The 24,052-nt window shown below is 36.2% G+C and carries 27 protein-coding genes; 5 read left to right on the top strand and 22 right to left on the bottom strand.

Annotated elements, in window-relative coordinates; genetic code table 11:
* Positions 1–2: 2 nt before the first annotated feature.
* The 8 genes from ACSKT4_RS01510 to ACSKT4_RS01475 form a co-directional block, all read right to left on the bottom strand.
* Positions 3–1,478: a UDP-N-acetylmuramoyl-L-alanyl-D-glutamate--2,6-diaminopimelate ligase gene (locus ACSKT4_RS01510; RefSeq protein ID WP_186868588.1), complete on the bottom strand. Its 1,476-nt coding sequence runs from the start codon at positions 1,476–1,478 to the stop codon at positions 3–5.
* A 165-nt stretch (positions 1,479–1,643) separates the two neighbouring features.
* Complete coding sequence (locus ACSKT4_RS01505; protein ID WP_465822707.1) at positions 1,644–3,596, bottom strand: stage V sporulation protein D; 1,953 nt, start codon at positions 3,594–3,596, stop codon at positions 1,644–1,646.
* Positions 3,597–3,698: 102 nt separating this feature from the next.
* Entirely contained in the window at positions 3,699–5,975 is a 2,277-nt protein-coding gene (locus ACSKT4_RS01500; protein ID WP_465822706.1) for a penicillin-binding protein, read from the bottom strand.
* A gap of 13 nt (positions 5,976–5,988) precedes the next feature.
* Positions 5,989–6,357, bottom strand: a complete 369-nt coding sequence (ftsL, locus tag ACSKT4_RS01495) for a cell division protein FtsL (protein WP_186868585.1) — start codon at positions 6,355–6,357, stop codon at positions 5,989–5,991.
* The gene (rsmH, locus tag ACSKT4_RS01490) at positions 6,357–7,334 is read right to left on the bottom strand and encodes a 16S rRNA (cytosine(1402)-N(4))-methyltransferase RsmH (protein WP_186868584.1); all 978 of its coding nucleotides are present in this window, start codon (positions 7,332–7,334) and stop codon (positions 6,357–6,359) included. The genes ftsL and rsmH overlap by 1 nt, the downstream gene beginning before the upstream one ends.
* A 27-nt stretch (positions 7,335–7,361) precedes the next feature.
* On the bottom strand, positions 7,362–7,793 hold the full coding sequence (gene mraZ, locus ACSKT4_RS01485) for a division/cell wall cluster transcriptional repressor MraZ (RefSeq protein WP_186868583.1): 432 nt from the start codon (positions 7,791–7,793) through the stop codon (positions 7,362–7,364).
* A 228-nt stretch (positions 7,794–8,021) separates the two neighbouring features.
* Positions 8,022–9,635, bottom strand: coding sequence for a bacillithiol biosynthesis cysteine-adding enzyme BshC (gene bshC, locus ACSKT4_RS01480; protein WP_211741530.1), 1,614 nt, complete (start codon positions 9,633–9,635; stop codon positions 8,022–8,024).
* 113 nt (positions 9,636–9,748) lie between these two features.
* The gene (locus ACSKT4_RS01475; RefSeq protein ID WP_186868581.1) at positions 9,749–10,129 is read right to left on the bottom strand and encodes a DUF3397 family protein; all 381 of its coding nucleotides are present in this window, start codon (positions 10,127–10,129) and stop codon (positions 9,749–9,751) included.
* Between the two features lie 184 nt (positions 10,130–10,313).
* On the opposite strand from ACSKT4_RS01475, the gene ACSKT4_RS01470 reads away from it, so the two are divergent.
* Complete coding sequence (locus tag ACSKT4_RS01470) at positions 10,314–10,793, top strand: N-acetyltransferase (RefSeq protein WP_343221434.1); 480 nt, start codon at positions 10,314–10,316, stop codon at positions 10,791–10,793.
* 95 nt (positions 10,794–10,888) lie between these two features.
* Here ACSKT4_RS01470 and ACSKT4_RS01465 read toward each other — a convergent pair whose 3' ends face one another.
* The 4 genes from ACSKT4_RS01465 to ACSKT4_RS01450 form a co-directional block, all read right to left on the bottom strand.
* Positions 10,889–11,365, bottom strand: coding sequence for an RsfA family transcriptional regulator (locus ACSKT4_RS01465; RefSeq protein ID WP_186868580.1), 477 nt, complete (start codon positions 11,363–11,365; stop codon positions 10,889–10,891).
* Between the two features lie 93 nt (positions 11,366–11,458).
* Positions 11,459–12,223, bottom strand: a complete 765-nt coding sequence (locus ACSKT4_RS01460) for an enoyl-CoA hydratase/isomerase family protein (RefSeq protein WP_211741531.1) — start codon at positions 12,221–12,223, stop codon at positions 11,459–11,461.
* Between the two features lie 84 nt (positions 12,224–12,307).
* Complete coding sequence (rpmF, locus tag ACSKT4_RS01455) at positions 12,308–12,481, bottom strand: 50S ribosomal protein L32 (protein WP_186868578.1); 174 nt, start codon at positions 12,479–12,481, stop codon at positions 12,308–12,310.
* A 48-nt stretch (positions 12,482–12,529) separates the two neighbouring features.
* Positions 12,530–13,054, bottom strand: a complete 525-nt coding sequence (locus ACSKT4_RS01450) for a YceD family protein (RefSeq protein WP_186868577.1) — start codon at positions 13,052–13,054, stop codon at positions 12,530–12,532.
* A 170-nt stretch (positions 13,055–13,224) separates the two neighbouring features.
* Here ACSKT4_RS01450 and ACSKT4_RS01445 point away from each other — a divergent pair, with 170 nt between their 5' ends.
* Entirely contained in the window at positions 13,225–14,442 is a 1,218-nt protein-coding gene (locus ACSKT4_RS01445; RefSeq protein ID WP_186868576.1) for a nucleotidyltransferase, read from the top strand.
* A 60-nt stretch (positions 14,443–14,502) separates the two neighbouring features.
* On the opposite strand, the gene ACSKT4_RS01440 is transcribed toward ACSKT4_RS01445, so the two are convergent.
* Entirely contained in the window at positions 14,503–15,525 is a 1,023-nt protein-coding gene (locus tag ACSKT4_RS01440; protein WP_186868575.1) for a SepM family pheromone-processing serine protease, read from the bottom strand.
* 232 nt (positions 15,526–15,757) lie between these two features.
* Here ACSKT4_RS01440 and ylbJ point away from each other — a divergent pair, with 232 nt between their 5' ends.
* The gene (gene ylbJ, locus ACSKT4_RS01435; RefSeq protein ID WP_465822701.1) at positions 15,758–16,966 is read left to right on the top strand and encodes a sporulation integral membrane protein YlbJ; all 1,209 of its coding nucleotides are present in this window, start codon (positions 15,758–15,760) and stop codon (positions 16,964–16,966) included.
* 494 nt (positions 16,967–17,460) lie between these two features.
* Here the strand turns inward: ylbJ and coaD are convergent, their stop codons facing one another.
* From coaD to ACSKT4_RS01395, 8 genes are all read right to left on the bottom strand, one after another.
* On the bottom strand, positions 17,461–17,943 hold the full coding sequence (coaD, locus tag ACSKT4_RS01430) for a pantetheine-phosphate adenylyltransferase (RefSeq protein WP_186868573.1): 483 nt from the start codon (positions 17,941–17,943) through the stop codon (positions 17,461–17,463).
* A 17-nt stretch (positions 17,944–17,960) separates the two neighbouring features.
* Entirely contained in the window at positions 17,961–18,515 is a 555-nt protein-coding gene (gene rsmD / locus ACSKT4_RS01425; RefSeq protein WP_186868572.1) for a 16S rRNA (guanine(966)-N(2))-methyltransferase RsmD, read from the bottom strand.
* Positions 18,516–18,621: 106 nt separating this feature from the next.
* Positions 18,622–18,756 (bottom strand): hypothetical protein, encoded by a 135-nt coding sequence (locus tag ACSKT4_RS01420; protein WP_255488070.1) that lies wholly within the window; start codon positions 18,754–18,756, stop codon positions 18,622–18,624.
* A 108-nt stretch (positions 18,757–18,864) separates the two neighbouring features.
* A complete protein-coding gene (locus tag ACSKT4_RS01415; protein ID WP_186868571.1) occupies positions 18,865–19,140 on the bottom strand; it encodes a YlbG family protein in 276 nt (91 codons plus the stop codon).
* A 74-nt stretch (positions 19,141–19,214) separates the two neighbouring features.
* Positions 19,215–19,655: a YlbF/YmcA family competence regulator gene (locus tag ACSKT4_RS01410; RefSeq protein WP_186868570.1), complete on the bottom strand. Its 441-nt coding sequence runs from the start codon at positions 19,653–19,655 to the stop codon at positions 19,215–19,217.
* A gap of 56 nt (positions 19,656–19,711) precedes the next feature.
* Positions 19,712–19,945 carry a YlbE-like family protein gene (locus ACSKT4_RS01405; RefSeq protein WP_211741534.1) on the bottom strand — a complete coding sequence of 78 codons (234 nt, stop codon included), beginning with the start codon at positions 19,943–19,945 and terminating at the stop codon, positions 19,712–19,714.
* Positions 19,946–19,953: 8 nt separating this feature from the next.
* Positions 19,954–20,352, bottom strand: a complete 399-nt coding sequence (gene ylbD / locus ACSKT4_RS01400; protein WP_186868568.1) for a YlbD family protein — start codon at positions 20,350–20,352, stop codon at positions 19,954–19,956.
* A gap of 249 nt (positions 20,353–20,601) precedes the next feature.
* Positions 20,602–21,675 (bottom strand): CAP domain-containing protein, encoded by a 1,074-nt coding sequence (locus tag ACSKT4_RS01395; protein ID WP_186868567.1) that lies wholly within the window; start codon positions 21,673–21,675, stop codon positions 20,602–20,604.
* Between the two features lie 261 nt (positions 21,676–21,936).
* Here ACSKT4_RS01395 and ACSKT4_RS01390 point away from each other — a divergent pair, with 261 nt between their 5' ends.
* Both ACSKT4_RS01390 and ytvI read left to right on the top strand, forming a co-directional pair.
* Positions 21,937–22,305, top strand: coding sequence for a YugN family protein (locus ACSKT4_RS01390; protein ID WP_186868566.1), 369 nt, complete (start codon positions 21,937–21,939; stop codon positions 22,303–22,305).
* A gap of 152 nt (positions 22,306–22,457) precedes the next feature.
* Positions 22,458–23,501: a sporulation integral membrane protein YtvI gene (gene ytvI, locus ACSKT4_RS01385; RefSeq protein ID WP_186868565.1), complete on the top strand. Its 1,044-nt coding sequence runs from the start codon at positions 22,458–22,460 to the stop codon at positions 23,499–23,501.
* A 72-nt stretch (positions 23,502–23,573) separates the two neighbouring features.
* On the opposite strand, the gene ACSKT4_RS01380 is transcribed toward ytvI, so the two are convergent.
* On the bottom strand, positions 23,574–24,029 hold the full coding sequence (locus tag ACSKT4_RS01380) for a DUF420 domain-containing protein (protein ID WP_186868564.1): 456 nt from the start codon (positions 24,027–24,029) through the stop codon (positions 23,574–23,576).
* Positions 24,030–24,052: the final 23 nt, after the last annotated feature.

The following is a 24,052-nucleotide window of genomic DNA, read 5'->3' as shown; positions in this document are numbered from 1 at the left end:
ATTCAATTCTCCTTAAGTAACAATGCTTCTTTGGCCGCTTCACGATCATCAAAGTGATACTTTACAAGGCCAATTTGCTGATAGGTTTCATGCCCTTTTCCTGCAATTAATATAATATCATCTTTAGCCGCTTGATGAATAGCTTGATGAATAGCTTTGCGACGGTCAACGATAATTTGATAATGACCATCTGTAGGGGTTAATCCATTAACCATATCATGTAGTATCATTTCAGGTTCTTCTGTACGAGGATTATCGGAAGTAAATATCGCTTTATCAGCGTATCTCAATGCTATCTTAGCCATTATCGGTCGCTTTGTCCTGTCTCGATCACCACCACAACCGACAACTACATAAACCTTACCCTTAGCTAATTCTTGGATTGTCGTTAACACATTTTCCAACGAATCAGGAGTATGTGCGTAATCCACTATCACAGAAAAGGATCGGGAATGTGGTACTAATTCAAATCGACCATTCACACCAGGAATGGTTTCCAGTGCACTTTTGATAACCTCCAAAGGGATTCCATTCGATAGAGCAGCAGCAGTTGCAGCTAACATATTGGAAACATTAAATTTACCAATTAGTTTACTATTAATCATAGTATCCCCATCTGGGGTACATAATAAAAAGGTAGTTCCTGTTGATGTTAATGTAATCGATTTGGCCATAACCATGGCATCACGATCAATTCCATAGGTGATAACAGACTGGGCAGTAGAACGAATTAACTTCTTAGAGGCTGGGTCATCCTGATTAATTATGGCAAATTTCTTAGCTTTACAATCATACCTATTCCCTAATTGGGCAAATAGAAGACTTTTAGCCCTTAAGTAGTCATCCATAGAATCATGATAATCTAAATGATCCTGGGTTAAATTTGTAAAGATAGCCGTGTTATAATCACATCCATAAACCCTACCTTGATCTAACGCATGGGAGGATACTTCCATGATTACTTGTTCTACTTCTTGGTCAATCATTTCCCTAATTGTTCGTTGTAAAAATAAAGCGTCGGGGGTTGTGTTATCTACAGGATACACGTCCTCCCCAATTTTCATTTGTATGGTTCCTATTACACCAGTTTTCTTTCCACATTGCTTAAAAATGTTTTCTAGTAAATAGGTAACAGTTGTTTTGCCATTCGTACCTGTTACCCCAATTAGCGATAACTTACTAGTAGGATATTGATAAAAGCATGAAGCTGCCATTGCCAAAAATCGCACTGTATCTTCGACCACGATTACTGGAACCGTTGCTTCAACATTCCTCTCGGCTACAACAATAATAGCACCCTTCTCAATAGCTTCTTCGATATAATCATGACCATCTACAGTAAAGCCATTAATACAAACAAACATATCTCCGTTAGTAATCTCTCTTGAATCCATTTTTATAGCGTTAATTTCTATGTCGTAAAGTGCAGAGAATTGATTAGCGAATGGATGAAAAGAAAGAATTTCCTTTAATCGCATAAAGAATCTTCCTTTCTCCAATAATATTCTCTAAGTTGACGTGAATTAAGAGGGTTGATACCCTCTATATGACATTCACACCCAATATATTATAACAAAAGAATAAGCTATCCTGAATCTTTTTCTTTCCAAATCATTCATTTTAGATTAATGTCTACTTCACTATTATTCTTCTTCATCTTCATGTGTTACTTTTTCATCAGATAGATAGATTCTAACGGTTGAGCCTGGTTCTACTTTTGTACCAGCAGCAGGTTCTTGATCAATAATGTAGTCTCCCGTACCACTTGATTCAATGGAAAGGTCTGACAAAATTTGCAGCAATTCATTTCTCTTAGTGCCGATTAATTCCGGAACCTCAACATTAGGCTGTTCAGGCCATAGATATTCTTTTTCTAGACCATCTTCTCGTGGCTTAACCCCCATTACTCGGAGACTATCCCCAATTATATTCCCTACAATAGGAGCAACAACTGTTCCACCAAATTGTTGAACACCTTTAGGATTATCCACCGCGACATAGACAACAATTTCCGGGTCATCTGCCGGTGCAAAACCAATGAACGAAACGATATGATTATTTTCTAAATAGCCACCATTGGGACCGACTTTTTGTGCAGTACCTGTCTTTCCACCTACTCGATAACCATCTACATATGCAGGTCTACCGGTTCCCTTTGCTACAACACTTTCTAAAGCAAGTCGTATTTCTTTAGAAGTCTCTTTTGAAATCACCCGATGTTTCAATTTTGGTTCTGTTTCAGAAACTATTTCATTTGTTTGAGGGTCTACCCATTGCTTCGCAATAAACGGTTCATATAAATAACCACCATTTATTGCAGCAGATACAGCCATTACTTGTTGGATAGGCGTAACCGATACACCTTGACCAAATGCGGTTGTGGCAAGTTCTACCGGTCCAACATTTTCAGGCTTAAATAAAATCCCAGATCCCTCACCTTGCAAATCGATTCCCGTTTTCGTTCCAAAACCAAATTTCTTAATATAAGAGAATAACTTTTCCTTACCTAACTCTTGACCTAAATGAACAAAACCAGGGTTACAAGAATTTTGGACGACCTCTAAAAACGTCTGATCTCCATGTCCTCCTGCCTTCCAACAACGAAGTCTAGCACCACCAACTTCAATGTAGCCAGGATCAAAAAAACGATCTTCATGAAGGTCTACAGCTTTCTCTTCTAGTGCTGCAGCTAATGTAATAATTTTAAACGTAGAACCAGGCTCATATGTACTCCAAATTGGTAAATTACGATTATACACAGAAGGATCTACTTCCTGATAATTCTCTGGATTAAAATTTGGTCTCGCTGTCATTGCTAGTACACCACCTGTCTTTGGATCAACTGCAATAGCTAATGCTCCATCAGGGTTATACTTCGCAACTGCCAAATCAAGCTCGCGTTCCACTATAGTCTGTATTTTTGAATCAATGGTAGTAACTAAATCATATCCATCCTGTGGGGCTTTGTACACATCAGCTAACTGATCAAGCCTTCTTCCTTTAGCATCTGAGTAAAAGGATAAACTCCCCTGCTTTCCTTTTAACATTTCATCATAATATAGTTCTAGCCCCATAAGACCTTGATTATCGATTCCTGCAAAACCAAGAACATGTGATAAATCATCCCCAAAAGGATAATGTCTAGAAGAATCCTTTGCTAAATAAACTCCATCCATATTTAATGTGCGAATTGCCCGTTCTTGCTCTTCAGATATCTTTCTACCCTCCGGATGAAGATTTACTGAGCTAGCAGATCTTGTTACGTATTCATATGCCTTTTCCTTAGACATGTCCAAAATTTGTGCCAATTTATTAGCCGTATACTCAGGGTCATTAATTTGTCTTGGGACAACAACTATAGAAGGTGCTGTAACATTTTCTGCTAGGATAGTCCCATTGACATCTAGGATCCTCCCTCTTTCTGGTTGAAATTTGACATTCCTGCTCCAAGACTCGTCCGCTTTTTCCACTAGTTCCTCACCTAAAACAAATTGAACATAACCTAAGCGAAAATCAATTATCCCCAAAACCATGATACCAATAAGAAAAACAGCGACTAATCGTTTTCTAACTGTAACAGTTGATACACGTTTCATAGTCCATCTCCTTCACATAGGTAGGCTTGTATCAACTATATGTAGTTAAAATTTGATTAGAACACTGTTTTTTATCTTATTTTTGTAAAATTAGCCACTTACTTATTCAAAACTGTCAGCAGATTCTTCCTCTTCAGCTTCCTGTGCTTCAGAACTCTCGTCACCTTTTATTTCCATTTCTTTTAGTTCTTTAGGTGTTTTAAGCTCCACACCAAGGTAAGCACCTTTGCTTAAATCACTGCCTGGTTCAATACCTTGGGTGATAACAAAACCATTCCCTATAGGTTCTGTTTCTAAATCCATCATCTCACTAAGCTTCAATACATCTCTAAGGGACCAACCAACAATATCAGGCATGGTAGGGTGATCCGTTAATATCAATAGACGTTCATTTGGTAATACTTTTGTTCCTTCTTCTACACTCATCCCCACTACCTTATTTCCTGAACCGATGACAGTATAATTCACTCCGATTTTTGTTAAAGTTTCCTTCACTGAAGATACGGATTTCCCTACTAAATTCGGAATCTCAGAAGCTATAACATTAGTAGTGGATTCCCCTCTATCAGGATCAATATTTAAATAATGCAAAGCGTTTTCCATTACATTATTAAAAATAAAGGATACAGGAGCAGAACCAGGTTCAATACCAGATTCAAATTCTAATGTTGGCTGCTTAACAGAGACATACATCATCAATTCTGGATCATCAGCTGGAGCCATTCCTAGGAATGAAAATACATAGTTTTCACTCCCCGTTAAATATCCTGGTTGACCAGGGTTCGGGTTAGGAATTTGAGCAGTACCAGTCTTACCACCAACCGAATAGTCCTCTAAGTGAAAACGACTCCCTGTAGCCTGTTCAGATTGAACGGCAGAAACAAGTAATTCTCTAACTTGTTGAGCTGTTTCTTGTGATATTGGTTCTCCAACTACTGTCGTTTCATGGTTTTCTATTATAGTCCCAGTATCTGGGTCTACTATTTTATCAATAATATACGGTTGTAGCATTTTACCATCATTAGCAATAGCTGTCGCTGCTTTCATGATTTGAATTGGTGTAGCTGTACTTCCTTGCCCAAATGATGTTGTGATTTTTTCTAATGGCCAATTATACAGAATCTGCCCAGTAACTTCCCCAGGTAAGTCAATTCCTGAAGGCTTATCAAAGTCAAAGGCTTTTAAGTATTCTAAGAAGGTTTCAGGGCCCATAATTTCCCAAACTAATTTACTTGCAGCAACATTTGAGGATCTAGCAAAACCTTCATCATACGAGATTACTCCCCAACCTTTACCACCATTAAAATCCTTTACAGGCGTGATATTGTTACTGATTTGATATTGGCCAGATTTATATTTGTCACTACCCTTATAAACCCCTGATTCTATTGCAGCAGCCCATGTGAACATTTTAATTGTAGAACCTGGTTCGAATGGCGTTGATATCGCGTCATTATACCAATTCTCCACATTTGCTGGATTATTAGGATTATAACTTGGTCGATTACTCATTGCGATAATTTCACCAGTTTTTGGATTCATTACGATAGCTGTCATCCGTTCTGGGGCATATTTTTCATCCACCTGAGACAATACGTCCTCAAGTAAAGTTTGGATTTTTTGATCTATCGTTAAATACACATCATCCCCATTGTCCGGCAATTGGATAATTTCATTTGGTTTTAGTAATTTTTTATTATAGATATCTCGTTGATAGGATATAAAGCCGTTCTTGCCTTTTAATAATTCATTCATTTCACGCTCAATCCCGGCAACTCCCTCAATTTCTGCCTCTGCTTCCTCATCATCTTCTGGGTTCGTTTCTCGGGCAAACCCTATTATATGAGAAGCAAACATACCATTTGGATAGTATCGAATGTTTTCACGAACAAAATTAATCCCTGGTAATTTCAAAGCGTCTATTTCTTCCTTTGTTTGAATGGAGATACCCTTACCAATCGTTCCAAACTCTATTTGTTTAGCTTTTTCATTACTTAAACCATTATTTAAACGTTCCAATAGATAGTCTCTATCTGCATTTAACAAAGGAGCCAACTTATCTGCTGTTTCAACTGGATCAACAACATGCTGTGGCTCCTCTAGATTTTCTGAATATGCTTCATCTACAATGGCATACATTCGAAAGGTAGGCATATCATATGCCAACATCATGCCATTTTTGTCATAAATCTTACCCCGTTCGGCATCTAATGTGTAAGAGGTTGTTCTGACCTTTTTTGCCCATTCATCAAGTGATACGCCATCCACTTCGCCTGAGGCTTGGATATATAAAAAACGACCTGTAACAATTAAAAATGCCATGATGAAGACCACCATTAACACTCCAGCCATAGCATGAGTTGTACGGTTCTTATTCATTAGGAATCACCTTCTATTGGTTGAAAGCATTGGCTTGTTTAATTTCAGCAGCTTGAATAGTGAATCCATGCTCTTTTGCGAATTGGGTAATTCGCTCAGGTCTGCTTAGATCTTTTATTTCGAATAGCAAATTTTCATTTACTACTTGTTGATTAGCAATGGTTTGTTCTAAGTTTTGAATATTGCGATTAAGTGTATCCATTGAAGAGGAGTAGGAAACAACAAATCCCCCTGCAATTAAGAGACAAGTTGCTACAAACGAGTATAGCATCTTTTCACCTTTCGTTATCCAGCTCTTCTTCCGAATAACGACTTTTTTCTCCACTTGCGGCTGATAGGAAGTATATGATTGTTCCCAACTTCTTGCATGATTTGCTGCCATTATTTATTCCACCCTTCCCCATATTCAAAATCACTTGACCAATTACCTACTTTTTCTACAATACGTAACTTGGCTGATCTTGATCTACGATTTTCTTCTAATTCATTATCATTTGCAACAATTGGTTTCCGATTGATAAGTTTAAATGGCGCTTCGTACTCTTTCGGTATCACCGGTAAATTCTTAGGTGTTTGTTTATGAGTACTCCATTTTTTAAAAGCTTGTTTACAAATACGATCTTCTAAGGAATGAAAGGTAATAACTGCAATTCTCCCTTCTACACCAACCATTCTTGCCGCTTGATGGAGGGCATCGTGAAATGCTTGTAATTCATCATTTACAGCAATTCGAATAGCTTGGAAGATACGTTTTGCGGGATGTCCTCCCTTTCTCCGTGCTGGAGCAGGTATAGCATCTTTTATAATATCCACTAGCTGATAGGTGGTTTCAATCGTATTGGTTTTACGATATTCTTCAATTTTTCGAGCGATTTGCTTCGAAAACTTCTCTTCTCCATACTTAAAAAAGATGGAAACTAAACCATTATACGACCACTGGTTAACAATTTCAAAAGCCGATAATTCCTGGTCTTGATTCATTCTCATATCGAGCTTTGCATCATGCTGGTAACTAAAGCCTCGCTCCCCACGGTCTAACTGTGGAGATGAAACCCCTAAATCAAAAAGTATACCATCAACATGATCTATTTTATGGTTTCGTAATTCAACTTCTAAATTACGGAAGTTATTGTGAATGAATAATATTCTGTCCTGGTATAGCTTCAGACGTTCTTTAGCTGCTTGTAACGCATCACTATCTTGATCAAAGGCAATAAGCAGTCCATTTTCATTAAGCTGTGAGGCAATTCTTTCAGAATGTCCTCCACCACCTAATGTACAGTCCACATAAATACCATCTGGCTTAATATTTAATCCTTTTATTGATTCTTCTTTTAAAACTGTGTAATGATCAAACATGTGTACACCTCGTTAGCGAATTTACCATTAGATATCAAAGTCCATTAGATTTTCAGCAATTTCAGCAAAGGATTCTTCAGACTCATTAAAATAGTCTTCCCAATTTTCACTAGCCCAAAATTCTATTCGATTTGATACCCCAATTACCACACACTCTTTATCTAAACCAGCGTAATTCCGAAGAGGTTGTGGAATATTTATTCTTCCCTGCTTGTCTACTTCGCATTCGACCGCGCCAGAGAAGAAAAATCGCGTAAAGGCTCTAGCATCTTTTTTAGTGAGTGGGAGTTTTTTTAATTTTTCTTCAATAAGACTCCATTCAGACATGGGATAGGCGAAAAGACATTTATCTAATCCACGAGTAACCACAAAACGTTCGCCAAGCTCATCACGGAACTTGGAAGGGACAATAATTCGGCCCTTTGTATCAAAGTTATGTTGGAATTCACCCATGAACATGTAGTCCGCCCCCACTTTCATAAACTTATATTACCACATCCCCCCACTTTCCACCACTTGTTTTTCTAAAAAAGTTATCAAAACGATTAAATTAGGTATTTATAACTAAAAAAACACTGCCTCCCCTACTAACAGAAACTGCCTAGAAGCTTATATAACAAGCATTCCAAGGTATTTCTAGAAGATAGGAAAGACAGTATTTAAAAAAAGGTGGGAGGAAGTGGAGGATTAAATATACACAACGTAATGTTCTTCTTCAAATGAACAATCCTCGGCACTTATCTCTTGAAAGAAATGTAAACCATACGCATTGATGAATGGGAGTGGATTCCACACTCTTTCTTGTAATCCACCGGGATATAACATATTTTCAAGTAGTGTGAATTCGTTTAATTCTTTATGATATTGTTCTTCCAATGCACGTACCATTCTTTTCTCTAAAAACGCTACATCACGAATCAAATAATCTAAATTCTTTTCAGCTAGATCACGTATATCTGCACGTACCTGATGTGCAATCGTCCGAAGTGGTTCATGAGCTTCAGTTATCTTCTTCTTCAATTCCTCTACCGTTTCTTCAATTGGAGGATTAACCTTTTCTTTAAACCAAGCTTTTCTGATTCCACTTATCTCACCATTCAGTGCTAGTGCAGAGGATATATGATACTTGTTTAGTGTTTTCTCCGTTTTTCGATCCATATAGGTAAACGATAACCTTGGTACGACCGGTGGCATCTTCATTTCCATCGCATGAAAAGCCGGCTTCAACACAGCCCAATAACTAATCTCACCAGGTCCACCAATAAATGCTAAAGTTGGTAAAAGTAAGTCCTGCATTAGCGGTCGAGTTACGACATTGTTACTTAATTTCTCTGGTGTTTTTTTAGCCATTTCCATTAACTCATCTGTCGTAAAAATAACTTCTAGTTGCTTACCTACCCAATTCCCTTCTTGATTTTTCGTTAGAAGAATACGCTCTTCATCTTTATGATAAAATAAATTTCCGTTTTCTGGTGCTACATCTAACGCAATTGAATAATCATTTGATGTTAGCTGCTTATAGGCATGACACACACCATCGCTTATTTCTTGTTGCTTTGTAATCATTTCTACAAAGTAATCAGATTCGAGCCTTCTAATCTTTTCATTTCCTGAATCCATTAGAACAATACCATCTTCTTCAAACAATAAGAAAATTAACCTAGCAAAAAAATCAACATATGTAGTAGATTTATGTAAACTATCTACTATCAGTGAATAGATATCTTTTGTATGCTCTGTTTCGGCTAACTGTTCGAAAATGGACTCTAACCAATCTAATATAATCGGCTCTTCTAATTCAATCTTCGAAACAGATCGTTTATCCAGTAACCGTTGGCCAACTTTAAATTTCTTCATCATATTTTTCACCTGTAAATAAATATGATTAACTTCTTCAAAATCGTGATCCTCACCAGCTATCCAAAACAACGGGACGACTGGAATACCCAAATCTTTCTCTTGCTGTCTAGCTAATTGAATAATGGATATAACCTTGTTAACGGAGTATAAAGGTCCAGTTAATACTCCCGCTTGTTGACCACCTACAACCACAACACTTTGGTCATCCTTCAGACGCTCAATATTTCGAAACGTCTTCTCAGGTGCCCCCCAGCTTTGATTTAAGTGATAAAGTACCTCAACCAATTCTTCTCGCTTATATGTACGTTGCTTCAATTCCTGAAGTCTGCTTGCATAATCATTCATTCCATAATCAAAGAATTCCAAAATGGATTTATGTTGATTGCGATAATCACGCATTAATTTAGTTTGTTTCTGAATCTGTACTGGTTCAATTCGCATTCATTACGAACTCCTTTAGAGTTTTTTGTCTATATCGTATTGTACAAGAAAGATAGTATTATTTCATGTTTCCTGTTTCAAAAAATATAATTTAGCCGTATAAATACCTCATTTCATAATAGAATGTTTCGAATTACACCATATACTACCAACACTAAATACAATACAAAAAATAGTAAGAAGGATAATCGCCATAAGAATTTAAACGCCCTACGATAGTCAATTTCCGTATTTCTCCTCCACTGAATAATAATTAATATTGTTAGCATGCAAAGTAGAACACCAATACAATATCCAACATAAAAACCGCCAAATAATTCATTAAGGATTACATTTACTGCCGCTATGTATAAAGCGGTAGTCCAATTAATCGCCTGGTGAAATGCTTTTACAGGATTTTGATACAGGTATTTAAATAAGAAATACAATAAAATCGTCACTATAATTGGTATGGTTATGATAGATGCTACTATCATTAATACAATATCTAACATGACTTTATGAATCCCCTTTTACAACATATCGATTGAATCATTTCTTAATTGTAACAAAATAATAATTATTTGTGACTAACAATGGTGATTATTTTCATTGCTTTATGCGTTTTCATTATTTAGAAAGATGTATTATAATAGATACAAAATATATATTTTTCTGACAACAAAGGGGCTGAGGTACGTGGGGGAAGTAAAAGTAGAAAACCTATTAATCAATTATAAGACACTAGAAGAATTTACACGCTTTAAAGAATATGGACACCAAGAACTATCCATGTTAGAGGATTTACAATCTAATATCGTGGAAAATAATAGTCAATCACCATTCTATGGAATTTATTTCGGTGATACATTAATAGCAAGGATGAGTTTATATCGAGTCGATAAAAAATATGATAAATACTTTGATCCAGCTCAAGATTATTTAGAGCTATGGAAATTAGAAGTTTTACCACATTACCGTGGTAAGGGCTATGGAAAGAAACTAGTAGAATACGCAAAAGGGTACAACTTACCCATAAAAACTAACCCACGCATCAACTCCCATGGTTTCTGGGAGAAGATGGGTTTTCAAAAGGCAAACTATGAAATGGAGCGAGATTTGGGGCAAAACCCATTACTATGGTTGCCTGAGAGGGTATTCGAACGAGTTGTCCAATAAAATGTAAACTCTTTCATTGTAAATAGAAGAGGCTTATCAATGGAGATAAGCCTCTTTTTCATGTAGGTTTATATATAATGGCGTAAGCGAAATTATTATTTGTCTTTAATCCATTTCCATAGGTTACCCATTTCCTCCCAGGCATTTTCATATCGCTGTAATTGTATTTTTAGTTTTTTATTTTCTTCTTCTAGTTTCTTTAGAAGTTTTTCCTGCTCTTTTTTAGCGATATCCTGATGTTCAGCGAAGTTAGACTTCATTTTTTCAAGTAGCATAATGGCTGACTCTATCGTATCTTTTTCTTGGTCTAGTTTTAAGCCATCTTCCGTCCAAAAGACTTTTCTTCCACCGAGCTTTCTTTCTTCTTTTGCACGTTGTATTTCTTCCTGATATTGTTTACGGATGGTTGCGTTCCATCTGAATCCACACGCAGCAGACGTTCTAGACAACTGCTTCGCCACTTCCTTAAATGCCTCAAGCTGCGTTTTCCCTTCACGAATATAGCGAAGCACTGTATCAGCTAATATAACATCTTCATCTTCAGTCCAGGCATCTTGCCTTGTCGCATTCATAACATCACTCCTTATCTCTTTGCTATCAATGTATGCACAAAATAGGAGTGATAGAATACTCTTTATCATAAATTTCTAAATTATTCTCACGTGCTAGCTTCGGTGCAAAAATGTAGACACAGCATCTTTATGCTCTTTTGACTCCCATAAAGAAGCACAGCGAGAAACTTCCCTCTCCATTCTCTCCTTCAACCCTAGTACACCTATTTCCTCTAGATATTGTTCCTTTAGAATTTTCATTTGTGCCAAGGATTTTGATAAATATGGGTTTAATAGATTGTCCCGATCCTTCCATTCATCATGATTCACCACTCTATGAATCCATCCTTTTTGGACTAAATCCTCTACGTTGTAAACCGTACCTTCGATTATCCACTGGTTGGCAAAACTAGTATGTACTCTTTTAGCCAACAAGACACCACCACCCCAACCAGGGATAATTCCTAACTTTGTTTGGACAAACCCAAACTTTGTTCCTGTTTTGCCAATCCGTATGTCACAGGCAGAAGCCAATTCACAGCCTCCACCTCGGGCTCCACCATTTAAAAGTGCAATGGTTGGCACCTTAAATACTGTCAAACTATATAATACTTCCATCATATTTAATAGACTCTTCTTTGCTTCTTCCGTTGCTAGTTCTCCATGTAAATCATTCAAGTCACCACCAGCACAAAATATCTGTTCACCTGCACCTGTTACGACTAAAAACTTAATTGGGTCTTTCTCAGCTTTTTTGATACAGCTCATAAAACGTTTCGCCATTGCAATCGAAATAGCATTTCGTTTCATCGCACGGTTAATGGTTATGATTCCATATCCTTTATCTGCTATGTATTGATATTGTACGAGTTCATCCATATCGCTTTCTCCTTTCATTGTAAAACTTGTTATCTATAAAAAAACAGACCACATGCAATGTGATCTGTTTTCTAATATCCTGTATTAGCTGTTAACAACTTCTTTTCCATTATAGTGCCCACAAGCTTTACATACACGGTGTGGTCTAGATAATTCTCCACAATTTGAACATTCTACCATGCCAGGCACGTGTAATTTGAAATGAGTACGACGTTGTCTCTTTACTTTTTTAGAAGTTCTTCTTTTAGGTACCGCCATGACTTACACCTCCTTCAAATACGAAAGCAAAAACAATCAATTAACTTCTTATTTTTCTTTCTCGGTATCTTTGAATAATGACTCCAGTTTTTTAAAACGTGGATCAATTTTCACTTCTTTTGGTATTTCGGAAAGTACTTCCCAATCATTTCCTTTTTGAAGTACATCCGCTGAATCTACTTCATCGGAGAATACACGAAAAGGAACCTCCAATAAAATATTTTCCTTTATATACGGCATTAAGTCAAGCACTTCTCCATGAATCGGATGAATTTCTGCGTCATCTTCCTCATTAGAATAAGGTGATGATGAAAAAATCTCTTCTGCTTCTATTTTGAATGGATACGAAACATCAACCAATGTACGAGCACAAGGTAAAATCATTTCACCAATTATCGTGAACTTAAAGAAAAATTGATCACCCTGTCTATTACACGTGCCGTCTACCTGAACAAAACCAATCTTTCGAATATCGTTGTTCATCGTTTCTAATTCCGAAACATCTACTTCACCAGAAAAATGGAAAGGCTTATTAAAAGCATCTTTCTTCAATTGTGCTAATGTAAATTTCATCTTTTTCACCTCAAGGCAACAAGAGTAATTTTAAAAGGAAAATCGACTTTTGTCAATATATTTTCTTTACAGTATAAAAAAATATTCGTATTTGTAGCATTCCCGCAGATGATTTTCTATAATCAACCATAACAGGAAAATATTAATTGTAAAGTTTTGGGGTGCTGAATATGAAAGCATGCGGGTTAATTGTTGAATATAACCCATTTCATAACGGACATAACTATCATCTAGAACAGGCAAAAGCAAAAACAAATGCAGACTGTATGGTAGCTGTTATGAGTGGGGCATTCCTTCAAAGAGGTGAACCAGCCATTATCGACAAATTCCACCGGGCAAAAGCTGCTCTTATGACAGGAATAGATATCGTTGTTGAACTACCATATGTGTACGCTGTACAGAGCAGTGACCTATTTGCAAAGGGTTCAGTGTTAACCTTACAAGCGTTAGGGGTAGATAGTATATGTTTTGGGAGTGAGTCAGGTAATATCGACGCATTCATCAAAGGATATAATGATTATAAAGATAACCAAGTAACCTATCAACGTGAACTAAAACATGGATTACATGCTGGTATGTCATTTCCTGAAGCTAGTAAAAGAGCATACGAATCAACTGGATTAACGCAAGACGGAATAGACTTATCGAAACCAAACAACATCTTAGGTTTTAGCTATGTAAAAACCATCCTTGAGCATAAACTACCGATTCAACCATTGACTATCAAACGGAAAAACAGTGGCTATCATGATACAGAGATAACAAGTTCCATTGCGAGTGCAACAAGCATAAGGAAACAATTGTTTAACCAACAGACACCACTATCCGAATTAAAACACACCATGCCTCCATCGACAATCAACGAACTCGAAAATTACCTAGGCCTGGCAACAACCTTACATAATTGGGAACCTTATTTTCCGTTCCTTCATTATAGAGTATTGACCATGTCAATGGAAGAACTAGCCTTAATTCACGGTATCGAAGAAGGGCTTGAACATCGAATTAAGCAAACCGCTAAGCATGTTACTTCATTTTATGACTGGGTAGCCGCAATTAAAACGAAGCGTTATACATGGACAAGGATACAGCGAATCTTCGTCCATCTTTTAACAAATACGACAAAGTCTGAAATCGATGAGTTAACCGCTCCTAACTTCATTAGCTATATTAGGCTAATCGGTATGACGAAAAAAGGACAGGAATACTTAAACAAACAAAAAAAACAAATGAATGTGCCAATTTATCCCAAATTATCACGGAATCTCCATCCGATGCTTCACATTGAGGAACGAGCTACCAATGCTTATTATAGTATCCTACCTGTTCAAAATAGATATACCTTATGGAAACAAGAACTAAGAGGACCTGTAATAATTCCATCATAAACCTCTAGTACGAAAAAGACAGTCCCAAATCAGTTAGGGGCTGTCTTTTTCGTACGATGTTTATTTTAATTCTTCCTTCAAGTACCTAAGGGCATCATCGAAGGTATCAACCGGAACTATCACCATATCGGTACCAATCTCTTCGGCTTTCTTCTTAGCCACTTCATAATTAGAGTCGCCTCCACGTCCACCTTCATTTGGAGCGAAAAATACATCAACTCCCTCGCGATCAGCAGCTACTACCTTCTTGTCTATTCCACCGATTCTGCCAACATTTCCTTCATAATCTATTTCTCCAGTTCCAGCAATCTGATGACCTTTAGTCAGATCTTCTTCAGTTAATTGGTTATAGATCTCAAGTGAAAACATTAACCCTGCACTTGGTCCACCAATATTACCACTAGAAAATGCAAGAGGAGGGTTAACTTGAACATCACGATCGGTAACTAAAGTGATACCAATCCCAACTTGTTTCGTTTCTTCATCAATTACACCTAACGTAATATCCTTGGATATCTCTTTATCATCACGAATTAATCGAACAGTAATTTGATCTCCAATCTTCTTCTTCTCTATGTAGGATATTAAATCATTGGACTCTTTTATTTCTAAATCATCAATCCCAATGATTCTGTCCCCCATTTGTAAAATACCATCTGCTGCCAATCCAGGAACAACACTTACTACATATACACCATTAAACTCAATCGTTATATCCTTTCCAGCTGCAGTATAAGCAACTACAGTGGAAGCTTCTTGAGAGCTCTCCATCATTTGTAATTGTGCTTGAAAATATTCTTCATCCGTTATTCCCTCAGGACGAACATCATTAATATCTAATATTTGATGGTGCGGGAGGATTTTAGCTAAAGCATATTGTATAGGAGTAGCTTGCCCCCCCCTTACCGTTACTAAATGAAAGTCTCCTTCACTCTCATTGGCATTCTCTACTTGAACAATAGGTTTTAATGCGTCAGCTCCACCAGGTTTTTGAATATAGTACGGTAACTTATATGTAGAAAGAAAAAATGCAACAATTACGGCTAAAATTAGAGAAACTATCTGTTTCTTTGAAAATTTCATTCTTAGACCCCTTTCAAAACCACTCAGGCCTTTATAATACCTTAACTTTGAAAATCTTTTCTTTCGAAAAAAGTGTATGGCATATTCAGGCAATGTACAAGCGTATATTGATATAGATATATGAAACTAACCCTTTTAAGTTTCATTATTCTACGTTTCATTTCAAACTAGTTTTATTTTACTACTATCAAAATAATAAGTACAGTTTAGCAAATTACTAGGAGGCAGTCTTTTGAAGCAATTAGTTAAAACATTTCTGTTTGCCGCTACAACTATTTTCTTTGCATTTACGTTAATTAAATATCCTAATGACGCTCTAGAGGCAAGTATTCGTGGACTTGATATGTGGTGGGAAGTTGTTTTCCCTTCCCTACTGCCTTTTTTTATTACTGCTGAATTATTATTAAGTTTCGGTGTTGTGAAGTTTCTGGGAGTAGTATTTGAACCAATTATGCGCCCATTATTCAATGTTCCGGGTGTTGGTAGTTTTGCCTGGATAATGGGCATGGTTAGTGGTTACCCAACCGGTGCAAAATTATCCGTCCGACTGAAAGAGCAAAAGCAAATTTCACAGATAGAAGCAGAACGTCTTGTTGCGTTCACTAACTCTTCTAGTCCATTATTTATTTTTGGAGCGATATCGATTGGCTTTTTTCATGATGCTAAATTAGGGGTACTATTAGCAGTTTGTCATTATGTGGGGAATGCCTTAACCGGCATCTGTATGCGTTTTTATGGTAGATCTAAAGAGACGTATCAAAAAAAGGAAAACCGTAAAATTTCTCTTAAACGAGCATTCTATGCAATGCATGAAACGAGAATAAAGGACAAGCGCCCAGTAGGTGAGATTATGGGAGATGCTGTAATTAATTCCATTAAGACACTCGTTATGGTTGGAGGATTCATCATCTTGTTTTCGGTGTTAAATAAGATGCTATTTTTGATAGGAATAACGCCATTTATTGCCATCTTCTTTCAATCCGTCCTGCAGTTCTTTTTCATACCTGTAGAATTAGCTCTACCATTTATATCTGGGCTTTTTGAAATAACATTAGGTGCAAACATGATCTCAAAAGAAAATGTTGATCCCTTTTTGGCTAGCGTTATTGTAGTAAGTTTTATATTAGGATTTAACGGCTTCTCTGTGCAAGCTCAGGTTGCAAGTATTATTTCGAAGAGTAATATTAGGTTTTATCCATATTTTTTCGCACGTATTTTACATGGCTTTATAGCTAGTATTCTTGCCATCTTACTTTATAAACCTTTCTATTTAGATAGTATCGAATCAAGTGTAAAAGAAATGCCTGTACTCAATCCAAGCATAGATAGTCAATGGGTACGTATATTAGATCTTCTCCAGGAAATCGGACCATTAATTACCATTGCTGCTTTTGGATTAGCTTTCATTATTATGTTTCGTCGTTTTAGATATTCAAAATAATGAATTGAAGTGTTAGCAAGAGTTCCTTACAAAACTTTTTACGATCATTTTCGCATTTTCACAAACATATATTACCCCAAAGAATACGATGGACTAGCGATTGTAAAAGATTAGAGAGGCTTTAGACAAAACTATTTCTAATATAGGATAAACTGAACTTGAAAGATAGCGCATCAAACCCGCCCTGGAAATATACTTGCGGTTGCTTCCAGTACAGGGGCGACATCTGCTCGAAAAAAACATCGCAGTGTCTACCTTGTACTTTATCACAGCATAAGTGCGACATCTGCTCGAAAAAACCTCGCAGTGTCTACTTTACCGTTGGGCGGCTGGTGAGCCTCCTCAGAGCTAACGCTCCCCTGCGGTCTCACCGATGCCTTTCCTCCCACAGGAGTCTCCGTATATTCCCGGGGCTAATGTAGTAATTGTTCGTTTTTTATTACCTTTGTTTTCATTTTGTCCCGGCCTCTTAACCATCGCTAGTCCTGATTTTCTTACCGCTTATATTTACTTTTAAGTGCTTCTGCTACAACTACTGGTACAAGGTCGGTCACGTCTGCCTTATATTTAGCAACCTCTTTTACAATACTGGAGCTTAAGAATGAATATTGATTATTGGTCATCATAAATAGTGTTTCTATTCTTGAATCTAACTTCCGATTCATTGATGTAATTTGCATTTCATATTCAAAGTCACTTACAGCCCTCAAACCTCTAAGTATGACTTGTGCATTCTTCTCCTCCGCATATTCTATTAATAAGCCATCACTTGCATCCACTTTTACATTAGGCATATGCTTCGTCGATTCTCTAATTAATTCCATTCTTTCTTCCACTGTAAACAACGGAGATTTGGATCGATTATTAAATACAGCAACAATTACTTCATCAAATATTTTAGAACCTCTTTCAATAATATCTAAATGCCCTAATGTAATGGGATCAAAACTCCCTGGACAAATTGCTAATTTTGTCATGCCAGCACCCCTCTAAGCTAAATTTTTTGATAGATGGTAACTCCAATAGTTCCGCCATAGTGAGTTTGTTTTTTAACCGTTAGACTGGAGTATGTATCTGGTAATTGATCGTGAATATCATGTTCACAGTAAATAATACCATCACTATTTAATAACTGTTCTGATTCAATCATTTCTAATATTTTTTCGTAACTTACTTTAGTATAAGGAGGATCAAGGAATATTAAATCGAACTTCAGCCTTCTTTTTGCAGATGCTGATAAGGCACGGAATGCATCTGCACGAAATACTTCTACTTGATCATCAAGTTTTAACATGGAGACATTCTCTTTAATAGTCTGAATGGCTTTGGGATGATTATCGACGAAAATACATGAGTCCATTCCGCGACTTAACGCCTCAATCCCTAACGAACCACTCCCAGCAAATAAATCCAGTGCCTTTCCACCTTGGAAAAATGGGCCAAGCATTTGAAACACCGCTTCTTTTACCTTATCCGTAGTAGGTCTAGTATTTTTACCTGGAACTGCCTTCAATTGTCTTCCTTTATGTATTCCTGCTATTACTCGCATCACATTCACCTCTGTTACTCACTCGTTACAATCCTACCACAAAGGAAAACGATAATAAAACAGAAAAAAACTATTACAAAAAATAAGATTAACATGTATATATTTTTTACCATTGAACATAATAGCTTAATGGAACAGCTAATGCGTAGCTTGGTTGTTTCAAAACACGGAGAAGACTTACACTTCCCCATAAGTTCTCCTCCGGTTTCTCCTCTCCCTTTGCCTTTTTGTTTTCTGGCAAGAAAACAAAGGGACCTGCAGGATTTATTTCTGCAGGTTTTTTTAATTTATTCTCAAAACCCTATCATTATAGAAACCAAAAACCTTCGTGAGGTTAATCACGAAGGTTCTATATTCCCATTTTATAATCGTATTGTTTTGCTTTATCTGGTTTAGCGTTTTCATATTCTGTACGAATAAATGGCTTATATGAGCGATCTACCCGTGATACAAAAGGGTATTTTAATAATTTCTTCTCAATTTCTTCTAGATTAGATTGATCCACGTACATTACTGCATACTTTAGCTTTTTTGATGTATAAAGAACATTTCCCAATCGTTTGATTTGTTTCATATTTTTGGCATGTTGATACCAAACAATAATCCCCTGTCTATTTGTTCTCATGAAAAATCCTCACAATTTCAGGTAGTTTTGAAATAGTTTATCAGAATATAGCTTTTGTTTCAACAATATAACGATTAAGACGCCTTACATCCACAGCCTCCGCCGCTGCCACAACCACATCCACTGTCCGTTAGTGCGGCCCCATCTCTTGGAACCTTTATTTGTTCACTAACACTGAATGCAATATACTGACTAATCTCATCTAATAAACTTTGAAAATTTCTCTCAGCAATTTTATATGCTGCTACTTTATCATTTAAGTCCATAGCACGTTTTTTAGTGCGGACAAGTTTCATAATTTCAGAGTAATCTGGATGATATCTACCAAATCTCTGGACGTCTTCATATTGATCCTTAACAGCAGTAAACTCCTTAATAAGCTGTTGGGCTTCGGAATCATTTACTAAAGCATGTTTAGCTTCTGCATATGCTTCATAAACCTCAGAGTCCAAAACCATCCTCCCTAGCATTTCAGAGCGGTCTAAAATATCGACATATTCTAAGGTAGCTATCATATTAAATTCACCTCCACCAATAGTTTATCACTTTTATGGTGAAAATGTAAAAACAATTAATCTTTCATCATTTCCGCAAATTGTAATAGCATACCCACCATTTGAACATTTTGGTTGACCTTTTCCAGCTTTTGAGAGAAGGTTTTACCATAAAATCGTTTCGCTTCAATTTCTATTTCAGCTATTTTATTCGGATCTCTCGATAGAAATCGATACCATTCTGGGTTGTAACGGATAAAATGAACTAAATCAGGTCTAGTTAGTAAATAGTCATGTAATGTTTTATTCATCGTAATCACTAATCCCTAAACCAACCAAAAGGATTATGTTCCTGTGGTTTTGGTCCTTTTTTAGATCCTTGATATTGATCAATCAACTCTTGAATGGTAGCAATTGTTCCACTTAACTGGGATACCTGCTTTTGTACTTTATCGATATCCATCTTCTCAGCATATTTTAATAGCTGACTAAATAGTTCAGCCTTACTCTCGGTTCCATTCTTATCACTATTAACTTTATTTGATGATTCATCTCTAAACTTATCCCAATATTCATCCTCTTCACCTAGTAGAATCCATTTTTCATAGTATTCTTGCCATGACCTTCCAGTTCTTCTAATTTCCTTCCTCAGCTTCGGATGTTGATTAATAAATTCTCGGAAGCGTTGGACAGTTGGATTTAAATTATTCGTACTCAAATCATCTCACCCCTTTAGCTTTACACTTAGGCAACAATCGACATACTATAATTTATGCTTTAACCATTGTTCTGTGCATTTCACCTAATACAAGGAACTGAAAATAGAATTTTAACCATTCTTCTCACATGCAACCTCTCCCCCATTCCATCAAGGGATATAGAAAAACCCGAACGATTTCGCATTATCATGGTAGAATTACGAATAATAGTTCGGGTCATTAATGAAATGTTCTTTTATATGCTACTACTAGTTAAAAGGTTTCGTTAAATAGTTTTGTGTATAATATAGCCTATACACACCTACTCCTAAATGGGTGTATTCATCATTCAAAAGAGCGTCCCGGTGACCTTCACTATTTAACCAACCTTCAACCGCTGCAGGAGCATCGACATATTGGGCGGCAATATTTTCACCTGCTGCAGTGTAATAGACATCTCTTCCTTCTAATCTTTCTTTTAAGCCATTCCCATTTTGACTATAATGGGAGAAGTAATTATTTTCTGCCATATCCTTACTATGTAAGAAGGCAACCTCGCTAACCCTATCCTCCCATTCTAACGCATTCTTTTTAAAGTTGTGTCGGATCACATTCGTAATATCAAAAATTTGTTGTTCCATTCCACGCTCAACTTCTTCCCATTTAGCATCCGTCAGATTAGGAAGATTAGGTATTTTTCCTCTATAGCGTAATCCATATGGTCGTTGTATAAGTAGTACGTCACCAGTCATAATGCGGACAGAAGAAAGCTGATCAGAAAAGGTATCAAAATATACTTGTAAAAAGAGATCATCTGATAGCTTTACTAAGGGACGCATTTGAACATCTTCGTCGTCTAACAAAAATGTATAAGAAGTTATTCCTTTTTTATACGTCACTTCATTTTTAAATTCTAACTCTTGATGAACACTTTCATAACTGTCACCAATTGCTAATGGTGAAATGGAAATATCACCGCCAGTAGCATAAATCGTATGAATTTCCTCCCCTATAACACCGAATTGAATATATTGTGTTTCATTATTCGTATACACCCACCAAGTATATCCATAAGAACTTAGATCCTTGCGCTTCGGTTCCCCTAACGCTTGAATTAACTCATCCGTACTCCTTCCAATCCAATGAAATAGTTCCCCCTCATATTTCCCTTTGGCAATTATATTATTGGGAACCGACTTCTCCTTTACATTCTCCTTCTTCACGATTAATGTATGATTAAGACTATCAATTGCTTCACGTGATTCTATTTGATTCTTTTCTAAAATAAAAAATGTAATAATGACTATCATAATTAAGCCTACAACGCCTTTTATCCATCGCATTTCGTCTAGCTCCCTCTACTAAATAGTATAGTAAACTATATGTTTTACTATATTAAAACATGCTATAAAATTATTAAATACTATATACGAAATTAATTCATTTGTAGTTAAAAACAGAAATATACGAACATTGGATTAGTCAAATCGTTACAATTATATGACAGTTCTAATTTCTCGAAGATGAAAAACCCCATTTTCATTGCAACTTCATTGAAATAATACTATTATTAAGGTAGTGAGCAAAAATGTGAGGTGTAGAAAATGAAATTAGAAAATGTTGGAATTGAAGATACTATAATGGAAATAAAACCATTAGATAGGATCATGGGAAATAATGCCTTTATCCGTGCTGGACAGTGGGATTATGAACGAGTTACATATGATTATAAAATCGGTTCCAATGAGAAAAACATTACATATTATATCCGTGTTCAAGGTTACGCAATTGAAGGTGATGTTGACCGTGGTGATGCCGTCATTAAGTTATTAAGTCCATTACTTGGTAAGCATTATTATCCACATGGCGTGGAATATGGTGAAGAAGAAAACTTCCCAGAAAATCTGGTAGAAAGAGCAACCAAGATTCTGCAAAAAGTTAGTGAAGAGCTTAAAGAACTTAACGTTGAGTAATGAACAAATTGGGCAACTACTCTCACGGCGGGAGTAGTTGGTTTTTTTGTCTATCTGTTTCACGAGTTATTCCTATCCAGATGGATGATTTCGTGCTATATTTTTTATAGGTACATTATAGAATTTTCCAACACCCGAAAGGAGATACCCTTTTGTTTCGAAAAATCATCTTATTCATCATCATATTGTTATTATTAGTGGTTGGATATTTCGTATTGTCTATCTCTATTCCTTTAATTATTGCACTAATAACAGCACTTTCATTAAACCCTGTAGTGAATTTCATTCAAAACCGAACGAGAATTAACAGGAAATTTTCGGTACTAATTGTATTTCTATTGTTTCTTGTGGTAGTTGGATTTGCAGGAGGCTTTATTGTCACAAAAGCTGTAGGTCAAGCAATTAACTTTGTAGAAGACGTCCCATCCCATATCAATAAGATTAACCAAGTATATGGAGAATGGCAAAATCGAATAACTGAATATGGTAATGATTTGCCTTCTGAGTTTGTTGAATCTGTAACAGATAGTTTTGATACATATGTTACACAGCTAAACACAACACTTAGAGAAAAGGTAACCATCAATAAAATTGCTAGTATCTTCGCTCAGGTTCCGCAATATATTGTAAGTATTCTAGTATATCTGATAGCCTTGTTCCTCTTTATGCTAGAACTACCAATATTAAAAGATAAAACATTTAATTTATTTACAAAAGAAACTGCTGAAAAAGTTTCCTTTATGAACAATCGAATTAAAAATGTTATTGTTGGCTTCTTTAAAGCTCAATTTTTAGTTAGTTTAATTATCTTTGCGGTTTCGCTAATTGGATTATTTATTATCGCTCCAGAAGTTGCTTTGATAATGGCGCTTATCATATGGCTAGTTGATTTAGTTCCGATTATTGGTTCAATCATTATTCTTGGACCATGGGCTATCATTATGTTTATGGCTGGAGATATACAAATGGGAGTAGAACTGTCCATTCTTGCTATCATTCTGCTTGCCATAAGGAGAACGGTTGAACCTAAAGTGATGGGAAAACATATGGGATTGTCACCACTCGCAACACTAATTTCGATGTTCCTAGGATTAAAGATATTTGGTATATTAGGATTTATCATTGGGCCATTAATCCTAATCATTTACATTTCAGCTAGGGAAGCTGGAATCCTGAAGCTTAACATTAAATTTTAAATCATAAAAAATAACGCATTTGCTTGAAAAAAGCAAATGCGTTATTTTTATACCATCTAATTAAAAAGTTTATTAAGTGCCAAATATTGCCTTTAATAAGCTTGTTGTATGTCCACCATGATAAAGAACATATAATAAGAAGTATACGACAATACCAGTACTCGCAGATCCGAACCAGATAATGGAAGTAATCGGACCAATTTTTCTGTGCTTTCCGATTTTACGCTTGAATGCTAAGTATAGCGTTACAAGCCCAAAAACCGCACCTGTTGTAGCTAATGTTATATGGAAAACTAAAAATATCGTGTAGTAGATTTTCAATTCATCTGGACCACCGAAACTCGTGTTTCCAATAAAAACAGTTCGAGACATATAAATAATAAAGAACAATAACGCACTGATTGCCGCTGCAATCATCGTCTTCTTATGTGCTTTAGGTCGATTCGTCGCAATCAAACGCCATCCAATTGCAACTAATACTGCACTTAGAAATATAAAGAAAGTACTTATAGTAGGTAAAATTTCCATAATCTTATCCCTCTCCTAAATCA

The organism is Ornithinibacillus liuyingii (assembly GCF_055550225.1).
Note: the sequence above shows the minus strand (reverse complement) of the source record. Positions and strands in the feature narration are given on the sequence as shown.

What these genes read in the sequence shown, in the direction of transcription:
- ACSKT4_RS01465 (WP_186868580.1), bottom strand. Translation starts at nt 11,365, where the DNA reads ATGAATGCGACAAGGCAAGATGCCTGGACTGAAGATGAAGATGTTATA.
- ACSKT4_RS01450 (WP_186868577.1), bottom strand. Translation starts at nt 13,054, where the DNA reads ATGAAATTTACATTAGCACAATTGAAGAAAGATGCTTTTAATAAGCCT.
- ACSKT4_RS01500 (WP_465822706.1), bottom strand. Translation starts at nt 5,975, where the DNA reads ATGAATAAGAACCGTACAACTCATGCTATGGCTGGAGTGTTAATGGTG.
- rsmH (WP_186868584.1), bottom strand. Translation starts at nt 7,334, where the DNA reads ATGTTTGATCATTACACAGTTTTAAAAGAAGAATCAATAAAAGGATTA.
- ACSKT4_RS01475 (WP_186868581.1), bottom strand. Translation starts at nt 10,129, where the DNA reads ATGTTAGATATTGTATTAATGATAGTAGCATCTATCATAACCATACCA.
- ACSKT4_RS01505 (WP_465822707.1), bottom strand. Translation starts at nt 3,596, where the DNA reads ATGAAACGTGTATCAACTGTTACAGTTAGAAAACGATTAGTCGCTGTT.
- ACSKT4_RS01415 (WP_186868571.1), bottom strand. Translation starts at nt 19,140, where the DNA reads ATGAGAACAAATAGACAGGGGATTATTGTTTGGTATCAACATGCCAAA.
- ACSKT4_RS01510 (WP_186868588.1), bottom strand. Translation starts at nt 1,478, where the DNA reads ATGCGATTAAAGGAAATTCTTTCTTTTCATCCATTCGCTAATCAATTC.
- rpmF (WP_186868578.1), bottom strand. Translation starts at nt 12,481, where the DNA reads ATGGCGGTACCTAAAAGAAGAACTTCTAAAAAAGTAAAGAGACAACGT.
- ACSKT4_RS01410 (WP_186868570.1), bottom strand. Translation starts at nt 19,655, where the DNA reads ATGATAGCTACCTTAGAATATGTCGATATTTTAGACCGCTCTGAAATG.
- ftsL (WP_186868585.1), bottom strand. Translation starts at nt 6,357, where the DNA reads ATGGCAGCAAATCATGCAAGAAGTTGGGAACAATCATATACTTCCTAT.
- ACSKT4_RS01405 (WP_211741534.1), bottom strand. Translation starts at nt 19,945, where the DNA reads ATGAATAAAACATTACATGACTATTTACTAACTAGACCTGATTTAGTT.
- ACSKT4_RS01390 (WP_186868566.1), top strand. Translation starts at nt 21,937, where the DNA reads ATGAAATTAGAAAATGTTGGAATTGAAGATACTATAATGGAAATAAAA.
- ACSKT4_RS01380 (WP_186868564.1), bottom strand. Translation starts at nt 24,029, where the DNA reads ATGGAAATTTTACCTACTATAAGTACTTTCTTTATATTTCTAAGTGCA.
- coaD (WP_186868573.1), bottom strand. Translation starts at nt 17,943, where the DNA reads ATGACAAAATTAGCAATTTGTCCAGGGAGTTTTGATCCCATTACATTA.
- bshC (WP_211741530.1), bottom strand. Translation starts at nt 9,635, where the DNA reads ATGCGAATTGAACCAGTACAGATTCAGAAACAAACTAAATTAATGCGT.
- rsmD (WP_186868572.1), bottom strand. Translation starts at nt 18,515, where the DNA reads ATGCGAGTAATAGCAGGAATACATAAAGGAAGACAATTGAAGGCAGTT.
- mraZ (WP_186868583.1), bottom strand. Translation starts at nt 7,793, where the DNA reads ATGTTCATGGGTGAATTCCAACATAACTTTGATACAAAGGGCCGAATT.
- ACSKT4_RS01440 (WP_186868575.1), bottom strand. Translation starts at nt 15,525, where the DNA reads ATGAAATTTTCAAAGAAACAGATAGTTTCTCTAATTTTAGCCGTAATT.
- ACSKT4_RS01445 (WP_186868576.1), top strand. Translation starts at nt 13,225, where the DNA reads ATGAAAGCATGCGGGTTAATTGTTGAATATAACCCATTTCATAACGGA.
- ACSKT4_RS01460 (WP_211741531.1), bottom strand. Translation starts at nt 12,223, where the DNA reads ATGGATGAACTCGTACAATATCAATACATAGCAGATAAAGGATATGGA.
- ACSKT4_RS01395 (WP_186868567.1), bottom strand. Translation starts at nt 21,675, where the DNA reads ATGCGATGGATAAAAGGCGTTGTAGGCTTAATTATGATAGTCATTATT.